The organism is Streptomyces sp. NPDC050564, assembly GCF_044457265.1.
Classification (GTDB): Bacteria; Actinomycetota; Actinomycetes; order Streptomycetales; family Streptomycetaceae; genus Streptomyces.
This window is the reverse complement of record NZ_JBITGS010000013.1, coordinates 232,433-250,803: the sequence shown is the minus strand read 5'-3', so window position 1 is coordinate 250,803 and position 18,371 is coordinate 232,433. Positions and strand designations below refer to the sequence as shown.

Sequence of the window (18,371 nt, the reverse complement as noted above, 5' to 3'; positions counted from 1 at the left end):
CCGCTCACTGCATCTGGCGCCGCACCAACTCGTGCAGCCGCCCGCCCGTGTCCGCCAACAGTTGCGCGGGCGGGCCCTGCTGGGCGACCCGGCCGTCCTCCATCACGATGACGCGGTCCGCGTCCATCACCGTGGACAGGCGGTGCGCGATCACGACCCTTGTGGCGTTGAGCGCCCGGGTGCTCTCGATGACCGTGCGCTGCGTCTCGTTGTCCAGGGCACTGGTCGCCTCGTCGAAGAAGAGGATGCGGGGGCGTCGGATCAGCGCCTGAGCGATCATCAGCCGCTGGCGCTGACCGCCGGAGATCGCGCCGCTGCCGGAGACGATGGTGTGCAGCCCCATCGGCATGCGCTTGATGTCCTCGGCCAGGCCCGCCATCTCGGCCGCGGCCATCGCCTCCTCGGGCGTGTAGGGCTCGGTGCCGCAGATGCAGTCCAGGATCGAGCCGGTGAACGGCTGCGCGTGCTGGAGCACCACACCGCACTGACGGCGTACGGCGGACTGGTCGAGGGCCGCCAGATCCTGGCCGTCGTACAGCACGCTGCCCGACACCGGCTTGTCGAAGCCGATGAGTAGCCGCAGCAGCGTGGACTTGCCGCAGCCGCTGGGACCGACGATCGCCACGAACTCGCCCGGCCTGATGTCGAACGACACGTCGTCGAGGACGAGCGGGCCGTCGTCGGCGTACCGGAAGGAGAGCCTTCGGGCCTCGATGCCGCCGGACAGGATGCCCGGGCGGGTGCTCGCCACGCGTACCTCGGGCGTGGCGTCGAGCACCGGCTTGATCTCCTCGAACATCGGCAGCGCGGCCGCCGCCGAGACGAACGCGCCGGTGATCTGGGTGACCGAGGTGAGCAGCATCGTCATCGAGGTGCTGAAGGTGAGGAAGTCGGCGGCCGACAACGAGCCGTGCGCCGGGCCCGCCAGCAGCATGAACATCAGCAGCGAACAGAGCGGCAGATACACCGCGCCCATCACCGTCGTGAGGTTCTTGATGCGGCCGACCTTCTGCTGGAGTTCGCGGCTGCGCGCGAACTCGCTCGCCCAGGCGGCGTACGCGTAGTTCTCGGCCGCCGCGACCCGCAGCTTGGGCAGTCCGCGCAGGGTCTGGAACGCCTGGTTGTTCAGCTTGTTGCTGAGCACGACGAGGCGGCGCTGCCAGCGCACCTGCCACAGGCCCAGGCCCAGGAACACGGCCGCGATGACGACGAGCATGCCGATCGCGGCCAGGGCCATCGGCACGCTGTACCAGAACAGCAGTCCCAGGTTCATCGCGCCGACCGTACCCGCCTGCGCGACCGTCGGGCCGACACCCGCGAGGAGCCGGCGGATCGCGCTGATGCCCATGGCGGCACTGGCGAGTTCACCGGTCGAGCGTGCGGTGAAGAACTTGGTCGGCAGCCTGAGCAGCCGGTCCCACACGGCCGGCTGGAGCGTGGCCTCGATCCGCCCCTCCATCCGCAGCATCGTCAGGTTCTGCAGGAGCATGAACGCAGCCGACACGATGCTGGTGATCATGATGGCCAGACAGACCTGGACGATGAGACCGTGCTGGGCCTTCGGCACGTACTCGCCGAGCACCTTGCCGGTGGCGATCGGCACCAGCGCGCCGATCGCCACGGTCACCAGACCGCTGATGGCGAGGTTGCGCAGATCGCCGCCGGTGCCCTGAAGACAGAAGCGAAGCAGCCGCAGCGGGCTCAGCCTCCGCTCGGGCAGCGGGCGGTAGAACATCACGGCCCGCGGCTCGAACTCCGCCGCATTCGCCTTCTCGACCGGCGTCTCGCGCCCGGACGACGGCTGCACGGCCACGTATCCGCCGCGCCGCCACAGCAGCGCGACCGGCGCGCCCGAGACGGCCCGGTGGCCTATCAGCGGACCGATGTTGTCCCGCCACCAGCGCCCGTCCAGGCGTACCGCACGGGTGCGGACGCGCGAGGCGAGCGCGATCCGTTCGACCGGGTCGAGCCGGTCGCTCTCCGTTCCGCTCTGCGCGGACTCCGCGAGGGTGATCCCGGCCGCGCGGGCGACCAGCTTGCAGGCCGCGTACGTGGCGTCCGCGTCGGCCGCGGTGGGGCGCTTGGCCGCGGACTTGCCGATGGAGGCGAGCAGGGTCCGGTCGGCCTGGGCACGGACGGCCTCGCCCGCCTTGATGCCCGCCGCCGTACGGTCCTCGTGGCTGGCCTCCAGCTGCTCGATCCAGCGGTCGAGCGTGGTCAGCAGGCGGTACTGCTGGTCGACCATGCTCTGCCAGACACCGGGGTCCATCAGCAGGTCGGCGGCCGCTTCGGCGCCGTACAGCGAGCCGTACTGCACACTGCCGGGTGGCACCTGCATCCAGAAGACGTCGTCGTCCGTGAGCGCGGCGGCGTTCTCGGTCGCCATCGGCGCCTGGAAGAGGATGGAGAGGCTGCGGCCGACGCCGAGGGCGAGGGCGTACTCCAGCGGGCTCGACGTCGGCGGTACGTACTGGGGGTTGCCGTACTCGTCGTACGACCAGGTCTCGGTGTTGACCGGCTGGTACAGCTCACGCAGCACGATCCGGTGCACCACGCAGTCGCGCAGCGGGCGCCCGACGAGCGTGTGTTGGGGTCCCGCGACCGGACCGAGGAGAAGGGAGCCCGCTTCGAGCCGGCCGAGGTGGTGCCAGTGGCCCTGCTGGGCGGCGTCGACCGCGAACAGGTCCATGGCACCCGCCGCGACGAGCCACAGGACTTGCGGGCCTTCCAGGTCGAGGCGGTTGAGGCCGGAGCAGTCGACCGGCGTGCCCATGCCGCCGAGCGCGCCGAGGACGAGGTCTCCCTCGTGAACGCCCTCGTGAACCGTGGTCATCTCATCGCTCCTTGACCAGCTCGGCGTACGGGCCGCCGGCTGCCACCAGGGCGTCGTGCCGCCCGCGTTCCACGATCGTGCCGTGCTGAAGCACGACGATCTCGTCGCTGTCGCGCACTGTGCTGAGCCGGTGCGCGATCACGACACAGGCACAGCCGCGCTTGCGCAGGTTGTCCATGACGGTCTGCTCGGTCTCCGCGTCCAGCGCGCTGGTCACCTCGTCGAGCACCAGGATGCTGGGCCTGCGGACCAACGCCCGTGCGATCTCCAGGCGTTGACGCTGGCCGCCGGAGAAGTTGCGTCCGTCCTGCTCGACCCGGCTGTGGATGCCGCCGGGACGGCGCATGACCACGTCGTACAGCGCCGCGTCCTCCAGCGCCGCGACCACGGCGTCGTCCGGGATCGACGGATCCCACAGCGCGATGTTGTCGCGAACCGTGCCCTCGAAGAGGAAGACGTCCTGGTCGACGAAGGACACGGAGGCCGCGAGGGCGCCGCGCGGGATGTCCTCCAAGCGCTGCCCGTCAATGCGGATCGTGCCTTCCCAGGGGGCGTACAGGCCCGAAATCAGCCTGGACACCGTCGACTTGCCGCTTCCCGAGCCGCCGACCAGTGCGACCTGCTGGCCCGGGCCGACCGTCAGCGAGAAGCCGGTGAGCAGCGGCTTGTCGAGCGGGCTGTAGCCGAACGTGATGTTCTCCAGCTCGACATGGCCGTGCAGACGGCGGGTGGACTCGCCGGTGCCCGAGCGGGCGTAGAGCGGATCCGCCTGGAAGTTCTCGACGTCCTTGAGACGGGCCACGTCGGCCGCGAAGTCCTGGATGCGGCCCGCGACGCCGTTGAGGCGCGTGATCGGGGCGGTGAAGCGGGTGACGAGAGCCTGGAAGGCGACCAGCAGACCCACCGAGATATGGCCCTCGATCGCGCGCAGACCGCCGATCCAAAGGATCAGCGCCGAGTTGAGCGCCGCGAGCGTCGGCGCGACCACGCCCAGCCAGGCGCTCGGCACACCGAGGCGCTGCTGCTCCTCCAGTGTGGTCGCGTGTTGTCCCGCCCACTTGCGGAAGTAGCCGTCCTCGCCGCCGGTGGCCTTCATCGTCTCGATGAGCTGGAGCCCGGTGTAGGCCGTGTTGGTGAGCCGGGCGGTGTCCGCGCGCAGCTTCGCGGTGCGGGTCGCGCGCAGCCGGATCACCACCCGCATGGCCACGACGTTGAGCAGCGCGACGCCGATGCCCACGGCGGTGAGCTGCGGATCGTAGGTGTAGAGCAGCCCGGCGTAGAGCACGACCACGATCGCGTCCACACCGGCCGCGGCGAGATCGCGGGCCAGTGTCTCGGCCACCGCGTCGTTCGACTGGAGCCGCTGCACCAGGTCGGCCGGGCTGCGCTGGGAGAAGAAGGTGACCGGCAGCCGCAGCAGATGGCGCAGGAAACGCGCGCTGGAGAGCGTCGAGGAGATGATGCGGCCGCGCAGCAGATTGGCCTGCTGCAACCAGGTCAACACCACCGTGAGCAGCACCGAGGCGCCCATCGACGCGAACAGCACGCCGAGCAGGGAGCTCTGGCCACCGATCAGATACTGGTCGATGTATGTCCGGCTGAGCGCCGGCAGCGCCGCGCCGACCACCACCAGCAGCAGGCTCGCCAGCACAGCCGCGGGCATGGTGCCCGACGTGCCGCGCAGCCGGGCCGGCATGGCGCCCAGGACCCCCGGCTTGCGTCCGCCCGTGCGGAAGTCGGGCCCCGGCTCCATGACCAGGACGACTCCGGTGAAGCTGGTGTCGAAGTCCTCCATCGGCACGAACCGGCGTCCCTTGCCCGGGTCGTTGATGTGTACGCCGCGCCGCCCGAAGCGCCGTCCCATGCCGTCGTACACGACATAGTGGTTGAACTCCCAGAACAGGATCGCGGGCGCCCTCACCTCGGCGAGCGCGGCCGTGTCCATCTGCATGCCCTTGGCCGTCAGGCCGTAACTGCGCGCCGCCTTCAGTAGGTTGCTGGCACGCGAGCCGTCCCGCGAGACACCGCACGCGATGCGCAGCTCTTCGAGCGGAATGTGCCGGCCGTAGTGGCCCAGGACCATGGCGAGGGAGGCCGCGCCGCACTCGACGGCCTCCATCTGGAGCACGGTGGGGGTGCGGACGGTCTTTCGCCTGCCCTTGGGGACCGTGCGCTTCGGGGGCGCGGCGCGGCGTCTGCCCCGGGTGTCTTGTGCGGTGGTCACGGCAGGAGCCAATCGATGGGGCGCTGATCGGCCATGCGGATCGAACCCGTGGCCAGGGTCATGGAGGTGAGCGCGAACGGCGGCCCGTCGGCCGAGGACCACTTGAGGCCGCTCTTCGTGCCTGCGGACCGGTCGAGTCGGACCAGGACGGCCACCGGCCTGCCCTTCTTGGTGAACTGCTCGCCCAGCTGGCTGTCACCGAGGAAGGAGGTGATCTGCTGCTGGGTCTGCACGGTCCGGTCGACCGCCTTCACATGGCCGCGCAGCACCCCGTACTGCTGGGTCGGCACCGACTGGACCGTGAGGTCGACAGCGGCGTTCGCGGGAATCGTGGAGGCGTTCTCCGCGGGGACGTACACGGTCGCGTACAGCGGATCGTCGGCGTGGGCGACCTTCTCCACGGCGGCGACGTTCGCGCCGGTCGAGATGATCGCGCCGATGGTGGCGGCGAGCGCGGTGATGCGGCCGGCGGCGACGGTCCGCACGACAGCCGTTTCCCCTTGTGCCGTACGGACCTTCAGCACGGGGGCGTTCGCGGCGAGCCGTTCGCCCTCCTTGGCGAGGACCGCGGTCACCTGCCCGGCGACGGGGCTCTGCAGGACGTAACTGCCCTCCCCGTGCGTGAGGATGGCGGGTGCGCCGACCGTGGACGCGACGCTGCCCGTCACGGCCCACACCGATGCGGCCGCCATGACGACGACGGTCACGGACAGCACGAGCCAGCCCTGGGGGCGGGCGAAGCGCACCGGAAGGTCCAGCTCTTCGGGCGATTGCAGCTTGGCGAGGGCCTGTTGGCGGAACTGCACGGGACTTCCCTCACCTGTTCGAGAGATTTACGACATCCGAGAGTCCCGGAACCGGGAAGCGGTTCCGGGACTCAACGGCATGAAATGCAATCAGAGACCGGCAACGAGGCCGGTGACCGGGGCGGTGTTCAGGCCGGTCACACCCTCGAGGGTGCCGACGGCCGTGCCCGCGAGGCCGGAGACCGGGGCAACGCTGTCGACCAGGCCGGTGACGGTGCCAACGGCGTTCAGCGACAGGCCGCCGGAGACGTTGTCGAGGTCGGCGTCCGAGATCTCGGCGGTCTCAACACGGGGGGTGGAGTTCATGATGGAACTTCCCTTCGTCTGGATATTTCATAAGGGGGAGCGGCCCCCTCTGGGGGACAGATGACGGCCGCCACCGCGAGCGCGCGGCACCCGTTTCCGGGAGCCTCGGTGCGACCCCCGCGGTGCAACGGATCAAAGCACGCCCGCGTGGCGCGTATCCAATCAACCAGGGCTCTCACCTGGGCACTTGAGCACTTCGACCGTCCAACCGTGCAGGCGTGCACACGTCTCGGGGGCGACTTCTTCACATGCTGCGCGGCATCGATTCGTGCGTGCCCTTGCCGCCCCGGGATCGAATGGGACAGTCCCGTCGCAATGGCGCGGAGGGGGGCGCGCGACTGTGCAGATCTGTCGCCCACCGTGCCTTCGTTGCGTATTCGATGTGCAGATCCGCTGAAGCCGGGATTCCGTTCTGGGTAGGGGACGGACCGTTATTGATCGGTAGCGGACTGTGTCGTGCGCGCCGGGTGTGCGTCCCGCTCAGCCCAGAAGCGCGTACACCGTGCTCGCCCGCGCCGCGATCTCCTTCGATCCTTCGGCGGTCAGGGTGATGTCCGCGAAGGCCATCCGGCGGCCCAGCTTGGTGAGCACCGCCTCGACCAGCACATCCGCCTCCGTCACCGCCCGCTGGAAGCTGGTGGACTGCTGGACGGTGGTCATGGGGACGAAGGCGCCGCGCGTCGCGGACACCGCGATCACGGTCGCCGTGTCGGCCGCGGCCATCAGTGCCTGGCCGGACAGCGAGCCGCCCTCCCGGGCGAGCCGCGCGGACCACGGCAGTCGCAGGACGGCGTGTCGGTCACCCAACTCCGCCACGGACAGGCCGAGGTCGAGCACCCAGGGGGCGAAATGGTCGGCGAGGATCTTGTCGGCTTCCGCGAGGTTCAGCGTCATACGAGGCATTGTTCCCCGGTCGCTCGGCGGAAGGGCGGGATTGCCTCGTAATCCATGCCTTTCGCCGAGGTAACTCCTGCCTTTCTTAAAGGCAGTTGAACAACCCACGTGGCTCACCCGTATCAACAACCATCCAGGCGCCCCCCAGTCAGCTGCCGGACGGCGGCATCGACCCCGTCCCCAGGAGGTCAAGAGTTGAGTCACAAACGGATACCCAAGCGCAAGGCCGCCCTCGCGGCAGGAAGCGTGGCGGCGCTCGGAGCGGCGGCACTTCTGCTGCCCAATGCCAACGCGTCCCAGTCGAACTCGGACGACGCCACCCCCAAGACATTCAAGGCGACCGATGTCGGGGACGTCGCCTCGCAGCTCGCCTCCCAGTTGGGCGACGCCTTCGCCGGGTCGTACTACGACTCCTCGAAGCAGCAGCTCGTCATCAATGTCGTCGGCGACAACAGCAATGTCGTCAACCAGATCGAGAAGGCCGGCGCCGTCGCCAACCAGGTACAGAACAGCACCTCCGCACTCCAGGCCGCCGCCAAGACGCTGAAGTCGGACGCGACGATCCCGGGCACCGCGTGGGCCGTCGACCCGAAGACCAACAAGATCCAGGTCACCGCCGACAGTACGGTCACGGGTGCCAAGTGGAACAAGCTGACGTCGACCGTCGACTCGCTCGGCTCCGGTGTGGCCGCCGTCAAGAAGTCCGCCGGCTCGTTCAAGACGTTCGTGTCGGGCGGTGACGCCATCTTCGCCCAGGCGAACGGCGGCGGTGTGCGTTGCTCCCTCGGTTTCAACGTCACCGCGAGCGACGGCAGCCCCGCCTTCCTGACCGCCGGGCACTGCGGTGTCGCGGCCAAGCAGTGGTCGGACTCGCAGAACGGCCAGCCGATCGCGACCGTCGACCAGGCGACCTTCCCCGGCGCCGGTGACTTCTCACTCGTGAAGTACGACGACCCCAACACCCAGGCGCCGAGCGAGGTCAACGCAGGCAACGGGCAGACCGTCCAGATCACCCAGGCGGCGGAGGCCACAGTCGGTCAGCAGGTCCTCCGGATGGGCAGCACCACCGGTCTGCACGACGGCTCGGTCACCGGTCTCGACGCCACCGTCAACTTCCAGAGCGAGACCGACCCCAATGGTGTCGACACCGTCACCGGTCTCATTCAGACCGACGTCTGCGCCGAGGCGGGTGACAGCGGCGGCTCTCTGTTCACCCAGGACGGCAGCGCGATCGGCCTCACCTCGGGCGGCAGCGGTGACTGCACCACCGGCGGTGAGACCTTCTTCCAGCCCGTCACGACCGCGCTGGCGGCGGTCGGTGCGACGCTCGGCGCGGGAGACGCCGGGGCCGGTGACGGCGGCGCGGCCGACCCGAGCGCCAGTGCCAGCGACCCGGCGGGCGCGGCCGACCCGAGCGCCGGTGCCAGTGACCCTGCGGGCGCGGGCGACCAGGCCGGCGGTGCTGACGACCAGGCAGGTGGCGCGGGCGACCAGGCCGGTGGCGCCGCGGACCCGAGCGGAGCCGCGGGCGATCAGTCCGGCACCGGTATGGACGACGGCTCGGGCCTGGTGACCTCCACCCCCTGACGGTCGGTCACCACGAACCACTGACCCGGCCGCGGAACAGCGGTCCCGGTCGGCAGTGGACGGGTCCGGCCCTCCGGCGGGAGGGCCGGACTTCCCGCGTCTGGACTTCCCGCGTCTGGACTTCCCGCGTTCGGGCTGCCCATGGCCGCCTCACCGGACGGCTCCTCCTACGGGTCCTGCAGGGCGCGTCAGTCGGGTGGCCGCGCCCGCAGGAGGAGCAGCGCGACATCGTCGGGTCGCTCCTGCGCCGACGTCCTGCCGTGCTGTACGAGGCTGTCGGCCAGCGCGTCCAGGGGCTGGTCGCCGGACTCGGCGAGCCGTCGGCCGAGGTCGGCGAGGGTGTCCTCGATGTCGACGCCGGGAGACTCGATCAGACCATCGGTATAGAGGGCGAGCACGGAGCCGGGGGTGAGCGGCACCTCGGTCGTCGGATACGTGGCCGACGCGTCGATCCCGAGCAGCGGGCCGCCGGCCAGGTCGAGTACCCGGACCTTGCCGTCCGGCCGCCGCAGCAACGGCGGCGGATGACCCGCGCGCGCCATGACGGCCACCTCGCGCGCGGGGTCCAGACGCAGATACAGACAGCTGGCGAAGAGGTCGGTGCCCAGGTCGATCAGCAGCCGGTTGGTGCTCCGCATCACCTCCTCCGGCGGCTGACCGACGGTCGTGTACGCCCGTACGGCGGTGCGGATCTGCCCCATCAGGCCCGCCGCCGTCACGTTGTGGCCCTGCACATCGCCGATCACCGCCGCGGCCAGGCCGGGCGAGGCCACCAGGTCGTAGAAGTCCCCGCCGATGTCCATGCCCTGAGTGGCCGGCAGATAGCGCGCGGCCGCCTCGATCGAGGGCAGCGACGGCAACGAGTGCGGCAGCAGCGCGGCCTGCAGACCGTGCGCCAGCTGGAGCTTGGCGTCGTAGAGGAGGGCACGCTCCAGCGCCTGCGCGATCAGGCCGCCCAGACTCGTCAGGACGGCACGCTCATCGGCGGGGAAGGTGTGCGGCTGGACATACGCCAGCACGCAGGTGCCCACCGGCCGCCCGGACGCGATGAGCGGCAGATAGGCCCACGCGGCCATGCCGTCCGGCGTCGTGTTCCGGGACGGGTAGATACGCTCCAGTTGCTGACGCGAGTCGAAGAAGGCGGGAACGCCGGAGTTCAGCGCATGGGTACCAGGGGTCTGCGCGCTGAGCGGTATTCCGTCGAAGCGCTCCACGATGTGCGGCTCCGGATAGCCCCGATGCCCGAGCACATGGAGGCGCCCGGCCCGCGTGCCGAGCAGGACCAGAGCCTGGCTGCCGACAGCGGGCGCGATCTCGTCCGCGACCAGCTGCACCACGTCCTGCACGCCTGCCGCCTCCGTGAGCGCGCTCGCCAGACTCAGCACATGGGAGATGGTGACCAGGTGCGGTGTGTCGTCGCCGCGCCGCGACCCGGCACGGGTCATCTCGGCCACCGCCCGGGTCCGCGAGATACGCACGCTCAACCCGTTCGTACTGGGATACAGGCGGAACGACAACCAGTCGCCGGGTGGCCGCAGCGCCACGAACGACGTCACCTGCTGGCTGAGCAGTGCGGCACGGTAGCGGTCCTCGTAGACGGGGTCGTTGAGCCAGGGAACCGCCGCCCACAGCTGGGTGCCCAGCAATCCGCTGACCGTGACCCCGAGCAGCTCGGCCGTCGCCGTGTTCGCGTAGCTGATCCGCCCGTGCAGATCCAGCGCGCACAGCCCGTACGGCAGCCGCGCCACCATCCGTGCGGCCTCCACCGTGCCGAGTGTGCCGGCCACGGTCGCCGTGGTGGCGGGTGCCAGCAGGTCCGGCTCGGGTTGCACGGGACGGTGCTCCTTGGCGGCCCGCTCCAGGCGCAGTGCGAGCCGGTCGCAGGCCGCAGTGAGATGGCCGCGTTCCCGGTCGGACAACTCCGGCGGGTGGGAGCCGGGCCAGGTCACGAAGACGGCGCCGTATGCCCTGTTCTCGGTCGCCACGGGGAGCGCCGCCAGCGCGAACGGATAGGGGAGCACCACGGCGATGCGCGGATAGCGGCCGGCCATCTGTTCCTCGCCGCTGACCCAGATCAGCCGCCGCTCGCGCACTGCCTCGGCCACCGGGATCGGCGCGCTCAGCCCCACCCGCTCCCACGGTGCGGCGAAGGCCCTGGGCAGCCCCGCCATGACCGCCATTTCCAGGACCGGTTCGTGGGGCGCCAGCAGGTAGACCGCGCCGGAGTGGGCGTGCACGTCGTCCATCATCGCGGCCAGCGTCAGCGACAGCAGCGGCCGTCCGACCGGCGCCGGTGGGCCCCCCGCCGGCGCCTGCCCGGACCCCTGCCAGTCGGACACGCCGACCACCTCCTCGCAGGGCCGCGCGACAGATCCCAGGGGTCAAGGCTCTCTCCTGGCGGCCCGTCCCGCACGGCGAGCGGACTCGCCGACGCGCCGCACGCCGACAGCCACCCGGGATCCCGCACTGCGCCGAGAAGCCACGCGGTGACAGCGAGCCGCAGGCCCGCCAGGCTCGGAACGGCATCCCGCACTGCGCCGAGAAGCCGCGCGGTGACAGCGAGCCGCAGGCCCGACAGCCTCGGAACGGTCACAGGGGCTGCGCGAGCGTCCCGGAAGCGCTGTAATTGCGGACGTGGTCAGTGAGGGCGCTGCGGAACGCAGAACGAGAACGCTGCGTGCCGAACTTGCCCTCAAGACGCTCACCACGGACCTGGAGCCGCGCGAGCGGCTGCGTCGCGTCCTCGAACAGGCGCTGGTCTACACCACCGCGACCCTGGCGGCGGTGTACTCACCGAGCGAGAGCGGCGAGGAACTGCACCTGGCCGAGTCCGCCGGGGTGCCGAGGATGTTGTACGGGCTGCGCGACAGCTATCCGCTCGCCGGTCGGTCCCCCGCGGTGGACGCCCACCGCTCGGGCCGGCCGCTGTGGCTCGGCCCGGAGGAGATCGGCCGCTGCGCGGACGCCCGGCGGCTTCCGTCCCAGGAGTTCTCGCTGGGTGTGCTGCCGCTGCGGGACGGCGGCTGCCTGGCCGCCGTCAGCGAGAACCCGGGCGGCTTCGGCTCCGAGGACCGGGAGTACCTGGGACTGCTGGCCGAGGCCGTCGTCTGCCCACCACCCGCCGCGGCGGAGGACATCGCGGACCTGCCCGCCAGCTCCTTCAGCCTCGCCATGGACACCGGGCACGTCGAGGTCGACGACGAGATGCTGGAGCTGTTCGGCCTGGACCCGGACGACTTCGACGGCAAGGTGGAGACGCTGCTGTCGATGACCGTGCCGGAGGACCTGCCCTCGCTGATGTCCGCCGTGGAACCTGACCACATGTCCATCGGCGACCGCGAGCTGGAGTTCCGCATTCTGCAGCCGTCCGGCGGACAGCGCTGGCTGCGGCTGCGCGCCCGCCTGCTGCCCGGTGGCGAAGGCCGCCCGGCGCGACTCGTTGGCACGGTCTTCGACGCCTCGAAGCTGCGCTCCGGCGTGAACGACGTGGCCCGTGTCCAGCGGCTCGCCACGGCCCTCGCCACCGCGGGCACCGTCCGCGACGTCGGCCGGGCCGTGGTCGACGCCCTGCGCAAACCCCTCAGGGCCGACCGCATCGCCCTCGCCGGACTGGAGGGCGACCGACTCGTCGTCACCGTCCTCGACCCGCCCGAGCCCGAGTCCTGGCCCGAGCTGTGGCGCACCGAATGGCGCTCGGAGTGGCCGGACGCGCCCGTCCGCGCCATGCCGACGCTCGCCGCGGCGCTGAGCGAGGGGCGGCCCGCCGTCTGGCCCGCCGGGGCGTCCCTGGAGCCGGCGCTCGCCGAGGTCGGCCCCGGCGGCCTCGCCGTCCTGCCGCTGCCGGCCGGCGGACGCATGGCCGGTGCCTGTCTGATCGGCTGGGACAGTCCGCACGACTTCGGCCCCGACGAGCGCGCCCTGCTCACGGCGGCCGCGGGTCTCGCGGGGCAGGCGTTGATGCGCGCCCACGCCTTCGACGCCGAACACGAACTCATCGGCATGCTCCAGCGCACGCTGCTCCCGCGCCGCCTGCCCCAGCTGCCCGGCGCGGTCGCCGTCGCCCGCTACCTTCCGACCACGGCGGGTCTGGAGGTCGGCGGCGACTGGTACGACGTGATCCCGCTGCCCGACAACCACGTCGCCCTCGTCATCGGTGACGTCCAGGGACACAACGCCTCGGCCGCGACCCTCATGGGCCAGATGCGCACGGCGCTGCGCGCCTACGCCATCGAGGGGCATCCCCCGGACGTAGTGGTCTCGCACGCCAATCGTCTCCTCATGGACCTCGAGACGGACCTCTTCGCCACCTGCTGCTACGTCGATGTGGACATGGAGGAGGGCTCCGCCTGGTACGTCCGCGCCGGACATCTGCCGCCGGTGCTGCGTCACCCGGACGGCCGCACCGAGGTTCCCGAGTCCGAGGGCGGGCCGCCGCTCGGCGTCGTCACCCAGGCGGACTTCCCGATGACCCCTCTGCGGCTCCAGCCCGGCACGATCGTGGCCCTGACCACGGACGGTCTCGTCGAGTCCGTCGAGGTCGACATCGAGGACGGCCTGAACCGGCTCGCCTCGGAACTGGCCCGCTCCGACCCCGCCCACCTCGGACTCGTCGCCGACGCACTGCTCGCCGACGCCAACCGCAGCGACGACGTGGCCCTGCTCCTGATGCGCTACGACGGCCTGGCGACGCGCCCGCTCCGCGAGAGCTGGACCGTCTGGCGCGTCCCCGAGGCGGTCCGGCACGCCCGCCGCTTCACCCGGCGCACCCTGCGCACCTGGGGCGTGAGCGACAACCTGGACGCCGTACTCCTCGTCGTCTCCGAACTCGTCACCAACGCCCTCGTGCACACCGACGGTCAGGTCCGGCTCGACCTCACCCTGATCAACCACCGGCTGCGGGTCTCGGTCGCCGACAACTCGCCGCGCACGCCGATCAAGCCCACCAGCATCGGCTGGGAGGCCACCGGCGGCCGCGGCATCCTCCTGGTCGAGGCCATGTCGGCGGCCTGGGGGACGGTGCCGGTGAGCGGCGGGAAGCAGGTGTGGAGCGAGGTCCTGTTGGAGTGACCGCGTGCGCGGTGAGCCGTGGGGTGCACGAGGCGGAATCACGGGGGAGTGACACCCTGAGGGTGTGCGTCTTCTGCTGATGTCCGACACCCACCTCCCGAAGCGGGCGAAGGAACTGCCTGCACAGCTCCTCGCCGAACTCCCGCTCGCCGACGTCGTCGTGCACGCGGGTGACTGGGTGGACACCGCCACCCTCGACCTGCTGGAGGACCGCTCCCGCGCGGTCCTCGGCGTGTACGGCAACAACGACGGCCCGGCCCTGCGCGCCCGCCTCCCCGAGGTCGCCCGCGCCGAAATGGGCGGCCTGCGTTTCGCAGTCGTCCACGAGACCGGTGCCGCCCAGGGCCGCGAGCACCGGTGCACGGAGCGCTTTCCCGACCTCGATGTCCTGGTCTTCGGGCACAGCCACATCCCCTGGGACACGACAACGGAGACCGGCCTGCGCCTGCTCAACCCCGGCTCGCCGACCGACCGCCGCCGCCAGCCCCACTGCACCTACATGACCGCGACAGCGGCGGACGGTCGGCTCACCGACGTGACACTGCACCGACTGCCGCCGCGCACCGGTTAATTGAGTGGACGGCTGACGGCCGCGCCCAGTGAGATGGACGGCGTGTTGATCGACGCCGATCTCGTACGCCGCCTGCTCGCGGCGCAGTTCCCCCAGTGGGCCGAACTGCCCCTGTCACCCGTCCCGTTGTCGGGCATGGACAACGCGACCTTCCGGCTGGGCGAGGACCTGTCCGTACGGCTGCCGCGCTACTCCCACTGGGTCGGCCAGGTGGAACGCGAGCACAGGTGGCTGCCGCTTCTCGCGCCGCACCTGCCGCTGCGCGTGTCCGAACCGGTGGCGAAGGGGGAGCCGGGCGAGGGATACCCGTACCCCTGGTCCGTCTACCGATGGCTGGAGGGGGAGCCGGCCACGACGGAAGGCCTCGTCGATCCGGTCGCGGCGGCCGTGCAGCTCGCCGGGTTCATCACCGCGCTGCACAAACTCGACGCCACCGGCGGTCCCGGCCCCGAGCCGAGCAACGCGTTCCGCGGTGTGCCGATGGGGGACGAGCGGGACTCCCTGGCGGCCGAAGCGCGGGTCCGCCCCAAGATCGAGGCGCTCAAGGGCATGGTCGACACCGACGCGGTGACGGAGGTGTGGGAAGCGGCGCTCGCGGCGCCCGCGTGGGACGCGCCGCCGGTGTGGATCCACGGTGACCTGGCGACCGGCAATCTCCTCGCTGTCGACGGCCGGTTGAGCGCGGTCATCGACTTCGGGACGCTCGCGGTGGGCGACCCTGCCGTCGATCTGCTGCCCGCGTGGATGTTCCTGCCCGCCCAGGCACGCGGCGCTTTCCGCGCCGCGCTCGATCTGGACGACGCGACCTGGGCGCGGGGGCGCGGCTGGGCGCTCGCCGGATCCCTGCCCGTGCCGGACGACCCGTTCTTCCAGAAGGACCCGGCTCGGGTGACCGCGGCGCTGCACCACCTGGAGCAGGTGATCGCCGATCACCGCGATGCGGCCCGCTGACCGGCTCAGGGGCGCCGACGGCGTCGTAGGCGCAAGAACACCAGTGCCGCGGCGACGGCCGCGGCGACCGCCACGATCAACCGCTTGGCGACCGGCACCCCCGCCGTCCTGATCAGGTCGATCGGCTCCGCCTCGGAGCGCACCGCAACCGAGGGCGCGTCGAGCGGCTCGAATTCTTCGCGTTGGCTGGGTTCCGCGGCTCGGTCGGGCGCTTCTTCGGGGCGGCCGGATTCCTCGAGGCGCTCGGAGAGACAGTCCGCGAACCGCCCCACCAGCTTGTCGCCCACCTCCGCCATGACCCCGCGTCCGAACTGTGCCGGACGCCCCGTCACCGTCAGATCGGTCTCCACCGACACGGCCGTGCCGCCGTCGCGTTCGCTGAGCGTGCCCGTGACCCTGGCCCGTGCCGTGCCCTGGCCGCGCGACTCCTTGCCGCTGGCGATCAGCACCATCCGGTGCGCCGCCTCGTCCTGTTCCTCGAAGACGGCGGTGCCCCGGTATGTCAGCGTGATCGGGCCCACCTTCACCTTCACCGAGCCGGTCACGGTCTTGCCGTCGTAGTCATCGACCGTCGCGCCTGGCATGCACGGGGCGACCCGCTCGATGTCGAGGAGCACCCGCCAGGCGTCCTCGACCGGGACGGGGACTGTGAACTCGTGGTGCAGATCCATCATTTCCTCCTGGATCGAGCTACCGGGAGCACTCGTGGATCGGGCTCCTGCGGCCGCTCCTGGATCGGGCTACCTCGGATGGATCGCCCCGCCCGTCGCCGTCAGGGGCGCCCCGCTGCCGCCCCACCGCAGCGCGACGACCTCCGCGGCGACCGACACGGCGACTTCCTCGGGCGTACGGGCCCCGAGGTCGAGGCCGAGGGGCGAGCGCAGCCGGGACAGATCACGCTCGGAGAGACCGGCATCGGTCAGCCGTTTCATCCGCTCGTCGTGCGTACGACGGCTGCCCATCGCGCCGATGTACGCGGCCGGGCGGCGCAGCGCCTCCTCGAGCAGGGGCACGTCGAACTTCGGGTCGTGGGTGAGGACGCAGATCACCGTGCGCGCGTCGGTCGTCGTACCGCTCAGATAGCGGTGCGGCCAGTCGACGACCACTTCCACGCCCTCCGGGAACCGTTTCGGCGTGGCGAAGACCGGCCGGGCGTCGCACACCGTGACCCGGTAGCCCAGGAAGGCGCCGATCCGGGCCACCGCGGCCGCGTAGTCGATCGCGCCGAAGACCAGCATGCGGGGCGGTGGCGCGAAGGAGTTGAGGAAGACCGTGACGGCGTCCTCGCGGCGCTCGCCGTGCGGCCCGTAGTGCCGCCGGACCGTGGCGCCCTGGGCCAGCTCACCGCGCGCGTCGGCGGCGACGGCGACGTCCAGACCCGGCGACCCGAGGGAGCCCGACACCCCACCGGAGGGGGTCTCCGACTCCTCCTCCGGCCATAGGGCGAGCGTGGCCCCGAGCGGCGCCGGTCCGTCGATCACCGTCGCCACCGTCACCGGGCGGCCCGCGGCCACCGACTCGGCCACCGCGCCGAAGGACGGGTCGTCGGCGGGGGACACCCGGCGGACGAGCAGCGTGATCTCGCCGCCGCAGGTGAGCCCTACGGCGAACGCGTCCTCATCGCTGTACCCGAAGGACTCCACACGCGCCTCGCCGGACTCCACGACGTCCTGGGCCAGCTCGAAGACCGCGCCCTCCACACAGCCGCCGGACACACTGCCCACGACTTCGTCGGCCGGGCCCACGGCCATGGCCGCGCCCGGGTCGCGGGGCGCGCTGCGGCTCACCGAGACCACTGTGGCGAGCCCGAACGGCGACCCCGCCGCGTACCACTGGTTGAGCGCCGGGAGGATGTCACGCATCGCTCGTTCCCTTCACCGCGGGGTGGGTCTGCTGCCTCAAGGGTCCGCCCTTTCCGAAGGGCCCGGTGCTTCTCAGAGGTCCGCCATTTCTGCGGGACCCGGTTCTCCTCAAGGCCTCGCCAGGTCCGCAGGATCCCGTTCTCCTCAAGGGGCCGCTCCTCTCACCACAGCCGCCAGACGCTCCAGCGCGGCCAGGCTGTGCCCCTCGACGAAGGCGTCCACGCTCGGCAGCGCCGCCGCCATTCCGCCGGCCAGGGGCGCGTAGCCGGGACGGGCCTTGCGCGGATTGGCCCAGATCACCCGGTGCGCGAGCCGGTGCAAGCGTCGCATCTGGGTCGCGAGCAGGGCCGGATCGCCACGCTCCCAGCCGTCCGAGAGGACCACCACGACCGCGCCGCGTGCCATGCCCCGTCGGCCCCAGCGGTCCAGGAAGCCGCGCAGCATCTCGCCGAGCCGAGTGCCGCCGCGCCAGTCGGGAACCGCCGCCGCGAGTGCCGCCATGGCCGTGTCGGGGTCGCGGTGCGTGAGCTCGCGGGTCACCCGGGTCAGCCGGGTGCCGATGGTGAAGACCTCCGTGCCCGTGCCGTGCGAGGCCGCGTGCGCGAACCGCAGCAGCGCGTCCGCGTAGGGGGCCATCGAGCCGCTCACATCCACGAGCAGCACGACCCGGCGGGGGCGTTCGGCCCGGGCGTGCAGTCGCAGCCGGGCCGGCTCACCGCCGCGCCGCAGCATCTCCCGTACGGTACGTCCCGGATCCACGCTGCCGCGCCGCGCCGGGTGCCGCCGCGCGGAGCGCCGCACCTCGCCGCGCAGCCGGAAGGCGGCCAGCAGCCGCCGCAGTTGCTCCCGCTCGGCCGCCGTGAGCCCGGCGAAGTCGCGATGGCGCAGCACGTCGGTGGAGCTGGCGAGCGTGGCCGTCGGTACGGCGTCCTCCGGGGCTCGCGTCGCCGTGGGAGGCACGGGACCGGCGTCGCGGACGGCCAGGCGCAGGCGTGGCGGGGGAGTGGACCGCGTCGGGGTGCCTTGCGTCTTCGTGCCGAAGTAGGCCGCGAAGACCCGTTCGTAGCGTTCGAGGTCGTCCTGGCTCCCGCACAGGGTGAGCCGTCCCGCCCAGTACACATCGGATCGCACGCCCGGATCGAGGAGTCCGAGCGCGCCGAGGAAGGCCTGTACGCGGTCGGGCGCGGCGTCGACACCGGCCGTGCGCAGGGCTCGGGCGAACCCGACCAGGACGGCGGACGCGTCTACGGTGCCCTCGCGTCCCATCGTC

The 18,371-nt window shown here is 71.5% G+C and carries 13 protein-coding genes; 4 read left to right on the top strand and 9 right to left on the bottom strand.

The genetic code is table 11. The annotated features are described in order from the left end of the window. Positions 1 to 4: 4 nt before the first annotated feature. The 5 genes from ACIBK0_RS22380 to ACIBK0_RS22360 form a co-directional block, all read right to left on the bottom strand. Positions 5 to 2,833, bottom strand: coding sequence for an NHLP bacteriocin export ABC transporter permease/ATPase subunit (locus ACIBK0_RS22380; protein ID WP_399082537.1), 2,829 nt, complete (start codon positions 2,831 to 2,833; stop codon positions 5 to 7). Between the two features lies 1 nt (position 2,834). Continuing rightward, positions 2,835 to 5,057, bottom strand: coding sequence for an NHLP family bacteriocin export ABC transporter peptidase/permease/ATPase subunit (locus tag ACIBK0_RS22375; protein WP_399082534.1), 2,223 nt, complete (start codon positions 5,055 to 5,057; stop codon positions 2,835 to 2,837). Beyond that, positions 5,054 to 5,863 (bottom strand): HlyD family efflux transporter periplasmic adaptor subunit, encoded by an 810-nt coding sequence (locus ACIBK0_RS22370; protein ID WP_399082531.1) that lies wholly within the window; start codon positions 5,861 to 5,863, stop codon positions 5,054 to 5,056. Before ACIBK0_RS22370 ends, ACIBK0_RS22375 begins: the two co-directional genes overlap by 4 nt. A 90-nt stretch (positions 5,864 to 5,953) precedes the next feature. Continuing rightward, the gene (locus ACIBK0_RS22365) at positions 5,954 to 6,169 is read right to left on the bottom strand and encodes a type A2 lantipeptide (RefSeq protein ID WP_399082528.1); all 216 of its coding nucleotides are present in this window, start codon (positions 6,167 to 6,169) and stop codon (positions 5,954 to 5,956) included. A 480-nt stretch (positions 6,170 to 6,649) separates the two neighbouring features. Further along, the gene (locus ACIBK0_RS22360) at positions 6,650 to 7,063 is read right to left on the bottom strand and encodes a PaaI family thioesterase (RefSeq protein WP_399082525.1); all 414 of its coding nucleotides are present in this window, start codon (positions 7,061 to 7,063) and stop codon (positions 6,650 to 6,652) included. Positions 7,064 to 7,258: 195 nt separating this feature from the next. Between ACIBK0_RS22360 and ACIBK0_RS22355 the strand changes: the two genes are divergently transcribed. Beyond that, positions 7,259 to 8,650 carry a S1 family peptidase gene (locus ACIBK0_RS22355; RefSeq protein ID WP_399082522.1) on the top strand — a complete coding sequence of 464 codons (1,392 nt, stop codon included), beginning with the start codon at positions 7,259 to 7,261 and terminating at the stop codon, positions 8,648 to 8,650. Positions 8,651 to 8,838: 188 nt separating this feature from the next. Here the strand turns inward: ACIBK0_RS22355 and ACIBK0_RS22350 are convergent, their stop codons facing one another. Continuing rightward, positions 8,839 to 10,998: a SpoIIE family protein phosphatase gene (locus ACIBK0_RS22350; protein WP_399082519.1), complete on the bottom strand. Its 2,160-nt coding sequence runs from the start codon at positions 10,996 to 10,998 to the stop codon at positions 8,839 to 8,841. Positions 10,999 to 11,284: 286 nt separating this feature from the next. On the opposite strand from ACIBK0_RS22350, the gene ACIBK0_RS22345 reads away from it, so the two are divergent. The 3 genes from ACIBK0_RS22345 to ACIBK0_RS22335 all read left to right on the top strand — a co-directional run bounded on the left by ACIBK0_RS22345 (position 11,285) and on the right by ACIBK0_RS22335 (position 15,239). Continuing rightward, a complete protein-coding gene (locus ACIBK0_RS22345) occupies positions 11,285 to 13,717 on the top strand; it encodes a SpoIIE family protein phosphatase (protein ID WP_399082516.1) in 2,433 nt (810 codons plus the stop codon). A 64-nt stretch (positions 13,718 to 13,781) separates the two neighbouring features. Continuing rightward, positions 13,782 to 14,288, top strand: coding sequence for a metallophosphoesterase family protein (locus tag ACIBK0_RS22340; protein ID WP_399082512.1), 507 nt, complete (start codon positions 13,782 to 13,784; stop codon positions 14,286 to 14,288). 33 nt (positions 14,289 to 14,321) lie between these two features. Next, positions 14,322 to 15,239, top strand: a complete 918-nt coding sequence (locus ACIBK0_RS22335; RefSeq protein ID WP_399082509.1) for an aminoglycoside phosphotransferase family protein — start codon at positions 14,322 to 14,324, stop codon at positions 15,237 to 15,239. 5 nt (positions 15,240 to 15,244) lie between these two features. Here ACIBK0_RS22335 and ACIBK0_RS22330 read toward each other — a convergent pair whose 3' ends face one another. From ACIBK0_RS22330 to ACIBK0_RS22320, 3 genes are all read right to left on the bottom strand, one after another. Then, positions 15,245 to 15,910: an SRPBCC family protein gene (locus ACIBK0_RS22330; protein WP_399082634.1), complete on the bottom strand. Its 666-nt coding sequence runs from the start codon at positions 15,908 to 15,910 to the stop codon at positions 15,245 to 15,247. A gap of 69 nt (positions 15,911 to 15,979) precedes the next feature. Continuing rightward, positions 15,980 to 17,101: an XdhC family protein gene (locus ACIBK0_RS22325; protein ID WP_399082506.1), complete on the bottom strand. Its 1,122-nt coding sequence runs from the start codon at positions 17,099 to 17,101 to the stop codon at positions 15,980 to 15,982. Between the two features lie 144 nt (positions 17,102 to 17,245). Then, positions 17,246 to 18,367 carry a VWA domain-containing protein gene (locus tag ACIBK0_RS22320; RefSeq protein WP_399082503.1) on the bottom strand — a complete coding sequence of 374 codons (1,122 nt, stop codon included), beginning with the start codon at positions 18,365 to 18,367 and terminating at the stop codon, positions 17,246 to 17,248. Positions 18,368 to 18,371 lie beyond the last annotated feature (4 nt).

Bases quoted from the DNA above. Each gene is read 5' to 3' on its own strand.
- ACIBK0_RS22380 (WP_399082537.1), bottom strand. From the start codon at position 2,833: ATGACCACGGTTCACGAGGGCGTTCACGAGGGAGACCTCGTCCTCGGC.
- ACIBK0_RS22365 (WP_399082528.1), bottom strand. From the start codon at position 6,169: ATGAACTCCACCCCCCGTGTTGAGACCGCCGAGATCTCGGACGCCGAC.
- ACIBK0_RS22360 (WP_399082525.1), bottom strand. From the start codon at position 7,063: ATGACGCTGAACCTCGCGGAAGCCGACAAGATCCTCGCCGACCATTTC.
- ACIBK0_RS22335 (WP_399082509.1), top strand. From the start codon at position 14,322: ATGGACGGCGTGTTGATCGACGCCGATCTCGTACGCCGCCTGCTCGCG.
- ACIBK0_RS22330 (WP_399082634.1), bottom strand. From the start codon at position 15,910: ATGGATCTGCACCACGAGTTCACAGTCCCCGTCCCGGTCGAGGACGCC.
- ACIBK0_RS22325 (WP_399082506.1), bottom strand. From the start codon at position 17,101: ATGCGTGACATCCTCCCGGCGCTCAACCAGTGGTACGCGGCGGGGTCG.
- ACIBK0_RS22320 (WP_399082503.1), bottom strand. From the start codon at position 18,367: ATGGGACGCGAGGGCACCGTAGACGCGTCCGCCGTCCTGGTCGGGTTC.